Origin of the sequence: Streptomyces sp. NPDC085524 (genome assembly GCF_044541755.1) — a bacterium.
Lineage (GTDB): Bacteria > Actinomycetota > Actinomycetes > Streptomycetales > Streptomycetaceae > Streptomyces.
Genome location: NZ_JBITTH010000008.1, coordinates 231,933 through 246,997, shown reverse-complemented (window position 1 = coordinate 246,997; position 15,065 = coordinate 231,933). Strand labels below are relative to the sequence as shown.

Sequence of the window (15,065 nt, the reverse complement as noted above, 5' to 3'; positions counted from 1 at the left end):
AAGGGGGTGCAGACGCGGCGGCGAGGCTCTCTGGAGGACGGATGACGTCGGTGGACCCGTCGACGGAAGCGGCACCGCCCGGCGGTCCCGACCGGGCCGAGGAGCTGCGGACCGAACGGCGGGCCGGCCAGGGGTCTGCCGTCCTGAGGTGGCTGTCGACCACCGATCACAAGGTGATCGGCAACCTCTACCTGGTGACGGCCTTCGGCTTCTTCCTCTTCGCCGGCCTGCTGGCCCTGGCCATGCGGGCCGAACTCGCCCGCCCCGGGCTGCAGCTGCTCTCGAACCAGCAGTACAACGAGGCGTTCACCATCCACGCCACGATCATGATGCTGCTGTTCGCGACGCCGACCTTCACCGGTTTCGCCAACGCGATCATGCCGTTGCAGATCGGGGCGCCCGACGTGGCCTTCCCCCGTCTGAACGCCTTCACGTACTGGGTGTACCTGTTCGGCGGCCTCCTCGTCGTGTCCGGATTCCTGACCGCCCACGGGGCAGCGGACTTCGGGTGGTTCGCGTACGCGCCCCTGAACGGCATGCCCTACTCCCCCGGGACGGGCGCCGATCTGTGGGCCATGGGGCTGGCGGTGTCCGGGCTGAGCACGATCCTGGGAGCGGTCAACTTCATCACCACGATCGTCTGCCTGCGCGCCCCGGGCATGACCTTGTTCCGCATGCCGATCTTCACGTGGAACGTGCTCTTCACCTCGGTCCTGGCGCTGCTGGCGTTTCCGGTGCTCACCGCCACCCTCCTGGTCCTGGAAGCGGACCGGAAGTTCGGCGCGCACGTCTTCGACCCGGCGAACGGGGGCGCGCTGCTGTGGCAGCACCTGTTCTGGTTCTTCGGGCACCCGGAGGTCTACATCGTGGCCCTGCCGTTCTTCGGCGTGGTGAGCGAGATCCTGCCGGTCTTCAGCCGCAAGCCCATGTTCGGCTACGTGTCCCTGATCGGGGCCACGATCGCGATCACCGGCCTGTCCGCGACGGTGTGGGCGCACCACATGTTCGCGACGGGGGCCGTGCTGCTGCCCTTCTTCTCACTGCTGTCGTTCCTGATCGCCGTGCCCACGGGCGTGAAGTTCTTCAACTGGATCGGGACGATGTGGAAGGGGTCGCTCTCCTTCGAGACGCCGATGCTGTGGTGCATCGGCTTCCTCGTCACCTTCCTCCTGGGAGGTCTGACGGGGGTGCTGGTGGCGTCACCGCCGCTCGACTTCCACCTGACGGACAGCTATTTCGTCGTGGCCCACCTCCACTACGTCCTCTTCGGCACCATCGTCTTCGCCACCTTCGGAGGCTTCTACTTCTGGTGGCCCAAGATCACCGGGCGGATGCTGGACGAGCGGCTCGGCAAGGTCCACTTCTGGACCCTCTTCGCGGGCTTCCAGACCACGTTCCTGGTGCAGCACTGGCTGGGTGAGGCCGGCATGCCGCGCCGGTACGCGAACTACCTGGCGGGCGACGGTTTCACGCTGCTCAACACCGTCTCCACCATCGGCTCGTTCCTCCTCGGCCTCTCGACGCTGCCCTTCCTCTACAACGTCTGGCGGACCTCCCGCCACGGGGCCCGGGTCACCGTGGACGACCCCTGGGGGTGGGGCCGCTCGCTGGAGTGGGCGACGAGCTGTCCGCCGCCCCGGCACAACTTCCGCTCCCTGCCGCGGATCCGCTCGGAGTCCCCGGCCTTCGACCTGCACCACCCGGAGGTGTCCCGTGAAGGGTGAGGCCTGGCTCTTCACCGGTACGGCCCTGTTCTTCGGGGTCACCGCCGTCGTCTACGGCTGGCTGTCCCGGGAGCCCGCGGGGACCGCGGCGCTCTGCGTCTCCTTCGTCATGGCGGGCCTGGTCTCCGCCTTCCTCTGGCGCCAGTACCGGCGGGGCGGGGAGCGGCCGGAGGACCGCGGGGAGGCCGAGGTGAGCGAGGCGGGCGGCCGCCGGCTCTACTTCCCCGCGCGCAGCTACTTCCCGGTCCTGGCGGCCGCGGGCAGCGCGCTGATCGGGCTGGGCGTGGTCCAGGGCCTGTGGCTGTGCCTGATCGGGTTCGGCGTGCTGCTGCCGGGGGTCGTGGGCTTCGCCTTCCAGAACCTCGGCCACCCGGAGCCCTCGTAGGTCAGCGGTCCTCGGAGCGGCGGTCCCGGTCCGGGCCCGCGATGGTCCCGGCGGCCCGGCGGCGCTGCTTCGCGGTCGCCGGGTAGCGGACCCGGTCCTGGTAGTACCAGGCGGCGAGGGCCGACCGGAGCCGGTCGCGCCGACGCGGACGGCCGCGGACGGCGGGCGCCGGCGGCAGGGGCCGCTCCCTTGCGAGCACGGCGTACCGCTCGGTGGGTGTGAGGGCGCGGTGCTGCGGCTCGAAGCCGCCTTCGGCGCTCTGGAGTACGAGGCCGGACTCCTCACCGTCCGTCAGCAGCCGCTGCTCTCGCCACTGGAGGGCCAGGCACAGCCGCCTGGTCAGCCAGAAGACGGCCACCGGTACGAGGAAGAGGGCGATGCGCAGCGCCCGGGTCAGACCGGGCAGCGGTACGTCGAAGACGAACGCCAGGATGTCCTGGGCCCCGGCGAGCAGCAGGACGGCGTAGCAGGAGACGGCCGCCGCGCCGAGGCCCGTGCGCACGGGCCGGTCGCGCGGACGGTCGCAGAGGTGCCGCTCGCCCGTCGGGCCGGTGATCCAGCGCTCGACGTACGGGTAGGCGTACAGGACGGTGAAGAGCAGGCCGGGCAGCAGGATGGCCGTCACCAGCGGGTTCCACGCGATCGTGTGACCCCACAGCCGGGTTTCCAGGCCGGGCATCAGCCGTAGGGCCCCTTCCAGGAATCCGACGTACCAGTCGGGCTGGGAGCCGATGGAGACCACGTCCGCCCGGTAGGGGCCGTAGGTCCAGATGGGGTTGATCTGCGCGACGGCGCCGAGGGCCGCGAGCACCCCGGAGAGCGCGAAGAACAGCCCTGCGGACTTGGCCGTGTACTGGGGGAAGAAGGGCAGGCCGACGACGTTGCGGCCGGTCCTGCCCGGGCCCGGCCAGTGGGTGTGCTTCAGCGTGACGACGAGCAGGAGGTGCACGGTGATCAGGCCCGTGAGCAGGCCGGGGACCAGCAGGATGTGCACGGGGTAGAGGCGGGGCACGATGTCCTCGCCGGGGTACTGGCCGCCGAAGGCGAAGAAGCTCAGGTACGTCCCGACGACCGGGACCGACAGCATGATCCCCTGGGCGATCCGCAGCCCGGTGCCCGACAGCAGGTCGTCGGGGAGCGAGTAGCCGGCGAACCCTTCCAGCAGCGCCAGCAGGAACAGCGTCACGCCGATCGTCCAGTTGAGCTCGCGCGGGCGCCGGAACGCCCCGGTGAGGAACACCCGGAGCATGTGCACCCCGATCGCGGCCACGAAGAGCAGGGCGGCCCAGTGGTGGATCTGACGGATCAGCAGTCCGCCCCGGACCTCGAAGCTGATCCGCAGGGTGGACAGGTAGGCCTGCGACATGGGCACGCCCTGCAGCGGACGGTAGGGGCCCCGGTAGACCGACTCCTGCATCGACGGGTCGAAGAAGAAGGTGAGGAACACGCCGGTCAGCAGCAGGACCACGAAGCTGTACAGGGCCAGTTCGCCGAGCAGGAACGACCAGTGGTCGGGGAACACCTTGCGCACCCCGGTCCGGGCCAGTTCCGAGAGCGGCAGCCGCGCGTCCAGCCCCTCGACCCCGCGCGCCGCCGCGCGCCGCGCCTTCCGCGTCGAACCGAGCACCGGCACGCACCTCCCGCCCGGGCTCCCGCTGCTGGGTCAGTCGGGTCGCCCGGAATGCATGCAAAACTACCGAAACCCGCTCTCTGTCATCAATTCAGACACGGGGCGGCCGCCCGGCGTCCCGCCGGGGCTCAGTTCTCGGTGGGCACGCACAGCACCGGCACCGGGGACAGGTGCAGGAGCTTGTGCGGGGTGGAGCCGAGGAGCGCGCCACGGATCGGGCTGTCGCCCCAGGTGCCGACGATGATGACGCGCGCCGCGTGGCGCTCGGCGGCGTCGAGCAGGGCCTGGGCCGGCTTTTCGTCGACCACCTCGACGGACGAGGGGACCCCGGCCTCGTCGGCGGCCTCGACGGCGTGCGCGAGAGCGCTGCGGCCCGCCTGGCGCAGGGCCTCCAGATGGGCCCGGTACTCCTCGCCCGCAGCGCCGGGGGCGGCCGCCCCGTAGACGAGGACGAGGGGCTCTCCGAAGGCGGCGGCCACCTCGAGCGCCACGCGCAGGGCGCGCTCCGCGCCGGGCGACTCGTCGTACCCCAGGACGACGGACATGGGGGCCTCCTCCTCAGTTCTTCCGGCCGCGGACGAGGGCCGGGTCCACCACGCCCCGGCGCTCCTGCCAGAACCTGCCGTCGTGGATCCGCCACCAGCACATGACGAGGACGCCGACGACGGCGATGCCGATCCCGATGACCAGGGGCGGCCCGAGGCCGAACCAGGAGGCCCCGCTGGCGGAGTTCTCGGGGTTCGACATGTCGCCCACCGACTCCACGAGCAGCCAGAACAGCAGTCCGGCGCCGATCAGCGGGCCCGCGCCGATGAGCAGGAAGTTGCCCGGTGACTCCAGGAGGTGGCGGCGGTAGTAGACGGCGCACGCGACTCCGGTGAGCGCGTAGTAGAAGGCGATGAGCAGGGAGAGCGCGGTCAGCGAGTCCAGGAGGGCGTTCTCGCTGATCTGGTTGACCACCAGGTACCAGCCGATGGCGATGGCGGCCACCCACCAGGTGCTGACGCTCGGGGTCCGGAACCGCGGGTGGATGTGCGCGAGATGGTGCGGCAGCGCGTGCCGGCGGGCCATGGACAGCGCGGTGCGGGAGGCCGGGATGATCGTGGTCTGGGTGGAGGCGAGCGCGGAGGTGCAGACGGCGGCGAGCACCATCCAGTCCCAGCCGCCCATGACCTCGTGGGCGAGCACGGCGAACACGGCCTCCTCCTCGCCCGCGTTCTCGGCGAGGAACTCGGTGCCGGCGTAGGCGACGACGGCGAAGCCCACGGACAGGTAGGTCACCAGCAGGATGACGGTCGACCAGATGCCGGCCCGGCCGGGCGCGGTGGCGGAGTTCTCGACCTCCTCGGTGAGGTTGACCGCGGACTCCCACCCCCAGTAGATGAACACGCCCAGCAGCAGCCCGGCGGTGAGGGCTGCGCCGCCCGCGCCGAAGGGGTTGAGCCATTCGATGGACGGATCGATCGCGTGGAGGGTGCTGGTGTCCGCGTAGACCCGGTAGACGGCGACGACGGCGAAGACCAGGAGGAAGAAGACCTGGGCGAGGATGAGGATGTCCTGCAGGTGGGCGGAGAGCTCGGTGCCGATGACGCAGATGAGGGTCATCACCAGGATCACGGCGACGGCCAGCCCCTGCCGGACGGCCTCGTTGGAGGCCCAGCTGTCCAGGCCGACGGTGAGCAGACCGAACCGGACGGCCACGTCGGCCAGCGACCCGATGACGAGCACGCCGGTCATCGCGATGGCCCAGCCGCCGAACCAGCCCGCCCAGGGGCCCATGGCCCGGGTGACCCACGAGAAGGTCGTGCCGCAGTCCTGGTCGACCCTGTTGAGGTAGTAGAAGGCGGCGGCGATGAGCAGCATCGGCACGAAGGACGCCAGCATCACGCCCGGCGCGTAGATGCCGACCAGGGCGACGATCGGCCCGAGGACCGCCGCCAGGGAGTAGGCGGGCGAGGTCGAGTTCAGGCCGATGACGAGGGCGTCGAGGAAACCGATCGCGTTCGCCTTGAGCCCCGGTTCGAGGTCTCCGTCCCCCGCACCGCCACCGTTCTCCACGTCTTGGGCCATGTACGCATCGTCACGCACGCGGCGGCGCCCCGCGAGGCGGGTTCCGCCGGTCAGGGCCGGGTGTTCCAGCCCGCGACCACCGGGAGGCCGTGTTCCGTGGAGAGCATGCTGACGGTGCCGGTGCGCAGCAGGAACAGCCGTCCGTCGGCGGGGTCCAGGCGCAGGTAGCGGGCGGTCAGCACGCGCAGGAAGTGCCCGTGGGCGACGACCACCACGTTGCCCTCGTCCGCGGCCAGCACGGGGGCGACACGGGCCAGCGCGCGGTCCGCGCGGGCGCCCACCTGGGTGGCGTTCTCCCCCGGGTGCGCGGCGTCGCCGGGCGGGACGCCGTGGGTCCACAGGGACCAGTCCGGGGTGGTCCGCCGGATCTCCGCCGTGGTGACGCCCTCGTAGCCGCCGTAGTCCCACTCGTGCAGGTCGGGGTCGGGGATGCCGCCGGTGAGGCCTGCGAGCTCGGCCGTGGCGACGGCCCGGCGCAGCGGGCTGGTCAGCACCAGGGCCGGGTGGCGGTCCCGGAAGAAGGGGGCCAGCGAGATGGCCTCCTCCACGCCGCGCGCGGTCAGCGGAACGTCGGTGAGTCCGGTGTGCCGCCCGTCGGCGCTCCAGGCCGTCTCTCCGTGCCTCACCAGCAACAGGTCGCTCATTCTCGGGACCCTATGTCCTCCGGCATGTCGGCACGGCGGGGCGGGGCGGGCGTGTCACTGTCGGGCCTCATGAACGAGGGGCGGCGGCTGCCCGCGCTGATGATCGTGCTGACGCTGGCGACCGGGATGGTGGAGGCGGTGAGCCTGCTCGCGCTCGGGCCGGTGTTCACCGCGATGCAGACGGGCAACGTGCTGTTCCTTGCCTTCGGAGCCGTCCGGGCGGGCGATCTGCCGGCGCTGCCTGCTGCGGTCTCGCTGGCGGCCTTCGTCCTCGGTGTGATCTGCGGCGCGCGGCTGGAATCGGCGACCGAGGCGCGGGGGCGGCGCTGGTTCATCATCGGGCTCACCGTCGAGGCGGCGCTCGTCCTGGTTGCCGCGGGCCTCGGCTGGGGGCTGGAGCCGCGCTACGGCGCGCCGAGCACGCGGCACCTGGTCGTCACGGCCGTCCTGGCGTTCGCGCTGGGCGTCCGCAACCTGACGATCATGCGGGCGCACCTGGCGGGGGTGCCGACGACGCTGATCACCCGGTCCATGACCGCCTTCTTCGCGGGGCCGGCCATGGGCCAGGAAGGCGCCCTCGCGTACTGGACCCCCGCCTGGCGGCTGCGCGGGCTGTCGGTCCTGGCGATGTTCGCGGGCGGCCTGGCCGGGGCGCTGCTGGTCCGGGCCGGATGGACGGTGGGTCTGCTGCTGCTCCCGGTCGCGGCGCTCGTGCTGGCGTCGGCGGCGGCCGAGCTCGGACAGCCCCGGCTGCTCTCCGGACAGTTCCCCGGCCGCGGGCGGTCCGGCTGAACCGGGCCGATGGTGTGCCATTGGTACAGTCACGGCATGGCGGTGGACGAGCTCGACACGAGGATCCTGCGCCTGCTGATCGAGCAGCCGCGCACCAGTGTCCGTGAATACGCCCGGATCCTCGGTGTCGCGCGCGGCACCCTCCAGGCCCGCCTGGACCGGCTGGAACGCACCGGGGTGATCACCGGGACGGGTCCGGTGCTGTCCCCCGCCGCATTGGGCCACCCGGTACTGGCCTTCGTGCACATCGAGGTCACGCAGGGGCACCTGGACGACGTCGGTGACGCGCTCGCGGCCGTTCCGGAGATCATCGAGGCTTTTTCGATCACGGGCGGCGGGGACCTGCTGACCCGGGTCACGGCCCGGGACAACGAGCATCTGGAGGACGTGATCCAGCGGCTGATCCGGCTCCCGGGCGTGGTCCGCACCCGGACCGAGGTGGCGCTGCGCGAGCGGGTGCCGCACCGGCTGCTGCCGCTGGTCGAATCGATGGGACGGACTTCCCGCAAGACCTGACAGAATGGTCTAGACAGGACATGACCGGCAGGACGGGCGCAGCGGATGATTTCCGTCATATTCGATCTCGACGGCACCCTCGTGGACAGCGAGCCGAACTACTACGAGTCCGGGCGCCGCACCCTGGAGCGGCACGGGGTCCCCGACTTCACGTGGGAGGAGCACTCCCGCTTCATCGGGATCGGCACCCTGGAGACGCTGGAGATCCTGAAGGCGCGCCACGGGATCCAGGCGCCGGTCGCGCAGCTGCTGGCCGAACAGAACGCCGCCTACCTGGAACTGGCCCGCACCCGCACCGAGACCTTCCCGGAGATGCGCGCGTTCGTGGAGCGGCTGCACTCCGAGGGCGTGCCGATGGCGGTGGCCTCCGGTTCCTCGCGCGAGGCGATCGACGCCGTGCTGGCGGGAACCGGCCTGGACGCGGTGCTGCGCCTCGCGGTCTCCGCCGAGGAGGTCGCCGAGGGCAAGCCCGCCCCGGACGTGTTCCTGGAGGCGGCCCGGCGACTGGGTGCGCAGCCGGCCGACTGCGTGGTCGTCGAGGACGCGGCGCCCGGTGCGCGGGCCGCGCACGCGGCCGGGATGCACTGCGTGGCGGTTCCGTACGTGGCGCAGACCGCGGACGACCCTGCCTTCGCGGCCACCGGCCTCCTCTTCCCGGGCGGGCAGGGCGAGTTCAGCGCGGACGCGGCACACGACTGGCTGACGGCACTGCGGGCCGCCCGGTCCGGAGCCTGACCGTCGGGCCGGTCCCCCACCGGCTCCCCGGCCCGGGCCGCCCGGCCGCGCGCGCCCCGGGCCCGCCCGGCCGCTCACCCGGCCTCTACCCGGCCGCCCGCCCCGGTCACCCGCACGGTCGGCACTCTGGCGCTCTGCCGGAGCTGCTGTCACCATGCCCGCGTGACCTCGACCCAGTCCCCGGACACCCAGCACCCCGGCGCCCGGAGCGACGGCATGCGGAGCGGCGGCGGGCCGCGCGGCTGGCCCCTGCTGGGGAACCTCCCGGCCTTCGCCCGCGATCCGCTGGCCTTCTTCGAGTCCCTGCGCGACGAGCACGGGGACTGGGTCCCCTGGTCCCTCGGCCCGCAGCGCAACGTGCTGGTCTCCCGTCCGGAGCACGCCGGTGAGCTGCTCGGCGCCGTGGAGTCCACCTTCGAGCCGACGGAACTCGGCTGGGCCTTCCGCCAGTTGCTGGGCAACGGGGTGGTCGTCGCCCGGGGGGACGACTGGCGGCGCAAGCGGGCCCTGGTACAGCCCGCCGTGCGCCCGCGCCAAGTGCGCTCGTACGCCGCCACGATGGTGGAGTGCGCGGACGCGCTGGCCGGGAGCTGGCAGGAGGGCGACGTCGTCGACGTGCACCGGGAGATGGCCGGGCTCACCCAGCGGATCGCGGTGCGCACCCTGTTCGGGAGCGACTCCGCCGGCCGGGAGGCTCCGATCAGCGCGGCGATGGCCACGGCGCAGCGCGAGCTGGGCGCCGAGTTCCGGGGGCTGACGCTGTTCCTGCCGCCCTGGGTCCGCACGCCCGGCAGGCAGCGGATGCGGCGGGCGGTGGCGGTCCTCGACCGGGAGATCGAGCACGTCATCCGGGAGCACGAGGCGGCCTCGCGGGAGGGCGCGGAGCGGGACGACCTGCTGAGCCGGCTGCTGGCCGCCCGTGACGAGCAGGGCGGCCCCCTGTCCCGCAAGGAGCTGCGGGACGAGTCGATCACCCTGTACATCGGCGGCCACGAGACCACCTCGACGACGCTGACCTGGGCCTGGCAGCTGCTGTCGGGGGCGCCCGGGGCGCGGGCCCGGCTGACGGAGGAGCTGGACCGGGTGCTCGGCGGGCGCCTGCCCGGCTACGACGACTACGCGCGGCTGCCGTGGACGCAGCAGGTGGTCAAGGAGGCGCTGCGGATCTATCCGCCGATCTGGCTGATCTCGGCCCTGGCCAGGGAGGGCGCGAGCATCGGCGGCCGGCCGGTGCCCGCGGGGACCGCCGTGTGGACCAGCCCCTGGTCGGTCCACCGGGATCCGCGCTGGTTCCCGGACCCGGAGGCCTTCCGCCCCGAGCGGTGGGACGCGGACGCCCCGCATCCGGTCCCGGAGCACGCCTGGTTCCCCTTCGGCGGCGGCCCCCGGGCCTGTCTGGGGGCCCGGTTCGCACTGGTGGAGGCGGCCCTCGTACTGGCCGTACTGGCGCAGCGGTTCCACCTGGACAGCGGCACCGGGCGGGCCGCCGTGTTCCCGGGGCTCACGCTCCAGCCGAAGACACCGGTGACGGCGACGCTGGTGGCGCCCTGACCCGACCGGCAGCCGCGGGAAGATCCCGCGGACCCCGCGAGTTGGTAGAACCGTGAACGAAATCTCGCGGGACGTGGACGTGGTGGTCATCGGTGCCGGGCAGGCGGGCCTCTCCAGTGCCTACCACCTGGCCCGGACGGGGATCGGGCACGTGGTCCTTGACCACGCTCCCCGGCCCGGCGGGGCCTGGCAGTTCCGCTGGCCCTCGCTCACCTACGGCAAGGTCCACGGGATGCACGCCCTGCCCGGCATGGAGCTGACGGGCGCGGACGCGCTGCGGCCGTCGTCGGAGGTGATCGGGGAGTACTTCGCCGCCTACGAGGACCGCTTCGACCTGCACGTACGGCGTCCCGTGGACGTCTCGGCCGTACGCGAGGGCGAGGGCGGGCGGCTGCGGGTGGAGTCCTCGGACGGCATCTGGTCGGCCCGGGCCCTGATCAACGCCACCGGGACCTGGGACCGGCCGTTCTGGCCGCGCTACCCGGGCCAGGAGGACTTCCGCGGCCGGCAGCTGCACACGGCGCACTACCCGGGCCCGCAGGAGTTCGCGGGGGCGCGGGTGATCGTCGTGGGCGGCGGCACCTCCGCGGTGCAGCACCTGCTGGAGGTCTCGGAGGTGGCGGCGGAGACCACCTGGGTGACGCGGCGGCCCCCGGTCTTCCGCGACGGGGGCTTCGGCGAGTCCGAGGGCCGGGCGGCGGTGGCACTGGTGGACGAGCGGGTACGCCAGGGCCTGCCGCCGCAGAGCGTGGTGAGCGTGACGGGACTCCCGCTGAACGAGGCCGTCCGGGCCGGGCTGGCGTCGGGGGTGCTGGAGCGGCGCCCGATGTTCGAGCGCCTCACCGCCACGGGCGCCGTCTGGGCGGACGGGAGCCGGGTGGACGCGGACGTCGTCCTGTGGGCCACGGGGTTCCGTGCGGCCGTCGACCACCTGGCGCCGCTGCGCCTGCGCGAGCCGGGCGGCGGCATCCGCGTCGAGGGGACGCGTGCCGTCCGCGACGAGCGGGTCCACCTGGTCGGCTACGGCCCCTCGGCGTCCACCATCGGCGCCAACCGCGCGGGCGGGGCCGCCGTCCGCGAGATCCGCCGCCTGCTGGCCCGCGAGCGGGCCGGCGAGCCGGTCGCCGCACCCGTGGGCTGAGCCGGCCGCCGCGCGCTCAGCCGGCTTCCGGTTCGTCGAGGGGCTCGTCTAGCGGCTCGCCGAGGAGTTCGTCGAGGAGTTCGTCGAGGAGTTCGTCGAGGGGAAAGACCCGGTCCGGGGTGGCGCCGGCCGCGCGGTCCTCACGGGTCGGGTACACCCGGCCCATGCCGTCGTCCACGTCCAGAACGGGATCGGTCCAGCTCTCTCCGGCCTCCGGAACGAGGATGCGCGTGGTGCCCCGTACCGCGTCGTGGATCAGGAGCGAGACGATGTTGTGGAGCTGGTGGCCCATCGGCGCGAGTCCCTGCTCGGGGTGGTCCTCCGGGCCCCCGATCCGGATGGTGAAGTAGCGGTCGTCCTCCCAGAACCCGCCGTTGTCCAGCCAGTGGCCCTCCCCCACGCGCACGCCGTCCACCCAGAGCAGGGCCTTGCCCGGATGGTCGCGGAAGAAGAGCACCGACCGGTGCTCGTCGCCGTCGGCGAAGGTCACGTCGATCTGGTGCTTCGTATGGCAGTCGATGAAGCTGCTGCACGCGCCGGGGACCTCCCCGTGCCGGTAGCTCGCGCGCTTCTCGCCCGGCGCGGGATCCTGGCTGCAGACCCCGGCGAATCGGCAGGCCCGGTCGACGCGCCGGGTGCAGCCGAGCCCCATCGCCGCGACGTCGCGCGCCTCGGCCCGCGACAGCAGCTCCCCCAGCCGTTCCAGGTACCGCTCCTCGCCGACCAGGGCGGTCAGTTCGGCCTCGTCGGACCACCAGTGGAGCAGGTCCACCCCGACCGGGGAACGGGACAGCCAGCCCTGCCAGTCGACCACGCGTTCGCCCCACCGCTCGACCATCCGCTGGTGTCCCGCCCGTTCGGCGGCCGCGGCGGCCTTGGCCTCCGCCTCGATGCGCTCCTCGATGAGCTTCCCGATCGAGTCCGCGTCGGATGCGAGCCCGTCTGCTTCAGCCCTCGTCTTCGCTCTCCATGGCCATTTCACGGTTCGCCCCCTCGGTCCACGTACTCGGCAGGCCGCCGATCGTAGAGCCGCGGCGAGCCCGCCGCCCCTCATTTCCCGGCGGCCGGACCCGCCTTCGCGCGCAGGCGGTTGAACTCCGCCACGTGCTTCTTGTGTTCGTCGTACGTCGCGGAGAAGCGGGTGTCCCCCGGCTTCACGGTGACGAAGAACAGCCAGTCGCCGGGTGTCGGGGCGACCGCGGCCGCCATGGCCGCGAGGCCCGGGCTGTCGATCGGGGTGGGCGGCAGCCCCTGGCGTTCGTACGTGTTGAACGGGCTGTTGATGCGGGTCTCGCTCAGCTTGGTGTCGACGGTGCTGCGGTTCAGCGCGTAGTTGATGGTGGAGTCCATCTGGAGCGGCATCGACTTCGCCAGCCGGTTGTGCACCACGCGGGCGACCTTGCCCATGTCGGCGCGGCCGTCGGCCTCGGCCTCGATGATGCTGGCCATGGTGGCCGTCTGGTACGGGGTCATGCCATGGGCCTTGGCGCCGTCCGCGACGGCCCGGGTGGCGAGCTTCTCGTTCGCCGTCCGCACCATGTGCGCGAGGAGCGTGGCCGGGGTCGTCTTAGAGGTCACCGGATAGGTCGCCGGGAAGAGGTACCCCTCCGGGTTCCCCTTGGCCTCCGCAGGCAGGGGCAGGGCGGCCGTGGCCACCGCGGCCTTGGCCGAGCCCGCGGGAAGGCGCAGCTCGCGGTCGACCGCCGCGTACACCTGGGGGGCCCGCCAACCCTCGGGGATCACCAGCCGCCGCGGGGCTTCCGGCGCCGGTCCGCCCCGGAAGACCGGGATCAGGACCACCGCGCCGATCGTGACGAGTGCGGTGAGGAAGAGCGCCAGCCGACCCCGGCGGGTGAGCCGGGAACCGGGCTGAGGCGGCAGATGCTCATGACGCATACGGGAACGCTAACGGGCGAAGCGTGACATTCCCGGCACCCCACCGGTGCGCCGGTCATACGATCACACGTTGACCGGGGCCAAATGGGTGGCGTCCCGGTCCCGGCGGACCAGGGCCGCGTACCGGCCGTCCGCCTTGAGCAGCTCCTCGTGCGTGCCCCGCTCCGCGATCCGGCCCTTGTCGAGGACCACGATCTGGTCGGCGTCGCGCACGGTGGACAGCCGGTGGGCGATGGTGATGGTGGTGCGGCCCGCGGACAGGTTGTCGATGGCCTGCTGGACGGCGTGCTCGGTGCGGGTGTCCAGGGCGCTGGTCGCCTCGTCGAGGATCAGGACCGGCGGGTCCCGCAGGATGGTGCGGGCGATGGCGAGGCGCTGCTTCTCGCCGCCGGAGAACCGGTAGCCGCGCTCGCCGACCAGGGTCTCGTAGCCGTCGGGCAGGGACTCGATGTGGTCGTGGATCTGGGCCGCGCGGGCCGCCTCCTCGATCTCCTCGTCCGTGGCGTCCGGCTTGGCGAAGCGCAGGTTGTCCGCGACCGAGGCGTGGAAGAGGTAGGTCTCCTGCGAGACCACGCCGATGGAGCGGGCCAGCGAGTCGAAGTCGAGGTCCCGCACGTCCACCCCGTCGAGGGCGACCCGGCCGCCCGTGACGTCGTAGAGACGGGGCACCAGGTAGCTGAGCGTGCTCTTGCCGGAACCGGTCGGGCCGACCACGGCCAGGGAGCCGCCGGCCGGGACGGTGATGTCGATGCCGGAGAGGGTGGGGCCGCTCTTGGCGTCGTACTCGAAGTGCACGTCCTCCAGGGTGACCTCGCCCTTGGCCCGGTCGATGCGCACGGCCCCCTCGCGCTCGGTGATGTCCACCGGCAGGTCGAGGTACTCGAAGATGCGGGCGAAGAGGGCGAGCGAGGTCTGTATCTGCACGCCGGTCGACAGCAGGCTCACGGCGGGGCGGAAGAGGCCCTGCTGGAGGGTGACGAAGGCGACCAGGGTGCCGACGGAGAGCGAGGGGGCGCCCGTCTGGAGGGCGATGCCGGCGGCCCAGTAGATGAGTGCGGGCATCGCGGCCATGACGATGCCGATGGTGGACATCCGCCAGCGCCCGGCCATGCTGGAGCGCACCTCGAGGCCGACGAGCCGCTCGGACTCCTCGGCGAAGGCGGCCGTCAGGGATTCGGAGCGGCCCATGGTGCGGCCCAGCAGGATGCCGCTCACCGACAGGGACTCGGTGACGGTCGCCGCCATGGCGGCCATCTGCCGCTGCCGCTGCGTGGTGATCTTCTTGCGCTCGCGGCCGACGCGCCGGCTGATCCACACGAAGACGGGCAGCAGGAGCAGCGAGACGAGGGTGAGCCGCCAGTCGAGGGCGAGCATGGCGACCACGGTGGCTATGACGGCCGTCAGGTTCGAGACGAGCGAGGTCGCGGTGGAGGTGACGGTCGCCTGCATGCCGCCGATGTCGTTGGCGATGCGGGACTGCACCTCGCCGGTGCGCGTCCGGGTGAAGAAGGCCAGCGGCATCCGCTGGAGCTGCGCGTAGACGGCGGTGCGCAGGTCGTGCATGACCCGCTGGCCCACCGTGGTGGATATCAGGGTCTGGAGCACGCCGAAGACGCTCGTGACGACGGCGGTCAGGATCATGCCGAGGGCGAGCAGGCTGAGCAGCCCCGTCCGGCCCTGCGGGATCGCGACGTCGAGGATCGCCTTCAGCATGAACGGCGAGGCGACCCCGACCAGCGAGGAGGCGCCGACGAGCAGCCCCACGACGGCGAGCCGGCCGCGGTAGGGGCGGAAGAGCCCCACGATGCGGCGCAGCTCCCGCGGCTGTTCGGCCGGGGCGGGGCGGCTCGGGTCGAGGGGATCCTTCGACGGGATCCATTTGGGTTCGTCGTGCGGCATGGGCACCCTCCCGGGGGTCGGCTGTATTCATTGGAGCATAGGTCATTGTTACCTATGTTCACAATGAGCGGGGTCCTGATAT

Annotated in this window: 14 protein-coding genes; 7 read left to right on the top strand and 7 right to left on the bottom strand. The window is 72.4% G+C overall.

What is annotated here, in order from left to right:
- Positions 1-41: 41 nt before the first annotated feature.
- Together ctaD and ACIGFK_RS15065 are read left to right on the top strand one after the other, a co-directional pair.
- The gene (gene ctaD / locus ACIGFK_RS15070; RefSeq protein WP_400052036.1) at positions 42-1,724 is read left to right on the top strand and encodes a cytochrome c oxidase subunit I; all 1,683 of its coding nucleotides are present in this window, start codon (positions 42-44) and stop codon (positions 1,722-1,724) included.
- Positions 1,714-2,109 (top strand): cytochrome c oxidase subunit 4, encoded by a 396-nt coding sequence (locus ACIGFK_RS15065; protein WP_376655023.1) that lies wholly within the window; start codon positions 1,714-1,716, stop codon positions 2,107-2,109. The genes ctaD and ACIGFK_RS15065 overlap by 11 nt, the downstream gene beginning before the upstream one ends.
- Position 2,110: 1 nt before the next feature.
- Here ACIGFK_RS15065 and ACIGFK_RS15060 read toward each other — a convergent pair whose 3' ends face one another.
- The 4 genes from ACIGFK_RS15060 to ACIGFK_RS15045 all read right to left on the bottom strand — a co-directional run bounded on the left by ACIGFK_RS15060 (position 2,111) and on the right by ACIGFK_RS15045 (position 6,453).
- Positions 2,111-3,736, bottom strand: coding sequence for a cytochrome bc complex cytochrome b subunit (locus ACIGFK_RS15060; protein WP_400052033.1), 1,626 nt, complete (start codon positions 3,734-3,736; stop codon positions 2,111-2,113).
- 131 nt (positions 3,737-3,867) lie between these two features.
- Entirely contained in the window at positions 3,868-4,284 is a 417-nt protein-coding gene (locus ACIGFK_RS15055) for a universal stress protein (RefSeq protein WP_376655021.1), read from the bottom strand.
- A gap of 13 nt (positions 4,285-4,297) precedes the next feature.
- Positions 4,298-5,809 (bottom strand): APC family permease, encoded by a 1,512-nt coding sequence (locus ACIGFK_RS15050; protein WP_400052031.1) that lies wholly within the window; start codon positions 5,807-5,809, stop codon positions 4,298-4,300.
- A gap of 50 nt (positions 5,810-5,859) precedes the next feature.
- A complete protein-coding gene (locus ACIGFK_RS15045) occupies positions 5,860-6,453 on the bottom strand; it encodes a histidine phosphatase family protein (RefSeq protein WP_376655019.1) in 594 nt (197 codons plus the stop codon).
- Positions 6,454-6,477: 24 nt separating this feature from the next.
- Here ACIGFK_RS15045 and ACIGFK_RS15040 point away from each other — a divergent pair, with 24 nt between their 5' ends.
- The 5 genes from ACIGFK_RS15040 to ACIGFK_RS15020 all read left to right on the top strand — a co-directional run bounded on the left by ACIGFK_RS15040 (position 6,478) and on the right by ACIGFK_RS15020 (position 11,188).
- Positions 6,478-7,245: a YoaK family protein gene (locus ACIGFK_RS15040; RefSeq protein WP_376655018.1), complete on the top strand. Its 768-nt coding sequence runs from the start codon at positions 6,478-6,480 to the stop codon at positions 7,243-7,245.
- A 36-nt stretch (positions 7,246-7,281) separates the two neighbouring features.
- A complete protein-coding gene (locus ACIGFK_RS15035; protein WP_400052028.1) occupies positions 7,282-7,761 on the top strand; it encodes an Lrp/AsnC family transcriptional regulator in 480 nt (159 codons plus the stop codon).
- Positions 7,762-7,806: 45 nt separating this feature from the next.
- Positions 7,807-8,496, top strand: a complete 690-nt coding sequence (locus tag ACIGFK_RS15030; protein ID WP_376655016.1) for an HAD family hydrolase — start codon at positions 7,807-7,809, stop codon at positions 8,494-8,496.
- Positions 8,497-8,712: 216 nt separating this feature from the next.
- On the top strand, positions 8,713-10,047 hold the full coding sequence (locus ACIGFK_RS15025) for a cytochrome P450 (protein ID WP_376655095.1): 1,335 nt from the start codon (positions 8,713-8,715) through the stop codon (positions 10,045-10,047).
- A gap of 52 nt (positions 10,048-10,099) precedes the next feature.
- Positions 10,100-11,188 (top strand): FAD-dependent oxidoreductase, encoded by a 1,089-nt coding sequence (locus ACIGFK_RS15020; RefSeq protein WP_400052026.1) that lies wholly within the window; start codon positions 10,100-10,102, stop codon positions 11,186-11,188.
- Between the two features lie 16 nt (positions 11,189-11,204).
- Here the strand turns inward: ACIGFK_RS15020 and ACIGFK_RS15015 are convergent, their stop codons facing one another.
- The 3 genes from ACIGFK_RS15015 to ACIGFK_RS15005 all read right to left on the bottom strand — a co-directional run bounded on the left by ACIGFK_RS15015 (position 11,205) and on the right by ACIGFK_RS15005 (position 14,983).
- Positions 11,205-12,170 (bottom strand): hypothetical protein, encoded by a 966-nt coding sequence (locus tag ACIGFK_RS15015; protein WP_400052024.1) that lies wholly within the window; start codon positions 12,168-12,170, stop codon positions 11,205-11,207.
- 68 nt (positions 12,171-12,238) lie between these two features.
- Positions 12,239-13,084, bottom strand: a complete 846-nt coding sequence (gene mltG / locus ACIGFK_RS15010; protein WP_400052022.1) for an endolytic transglycosylase MltG — start codon at positions 13,082-13,084, stop codon at positions 12,239-12,241.
- A gap of 63 nt (positions 13,085-13,147) precedes the next feature.
- Positions 13,148-14,983 carry an ABC transporter ATP-binding protein gene (locus tag ACIGFK_RS15005; RefSeq protein WP_376655013.1) on the bottom strand — a complete coding sequence of 612 codons (1,836 nt, stop codon included), beginning with the start codon at positions 14,981-14,983 and terminating at the stop codon, positions 13,148-13,150.
- Between the last annotated feature and the right edge of the window lie 82 nt (positions 14,984-15,065).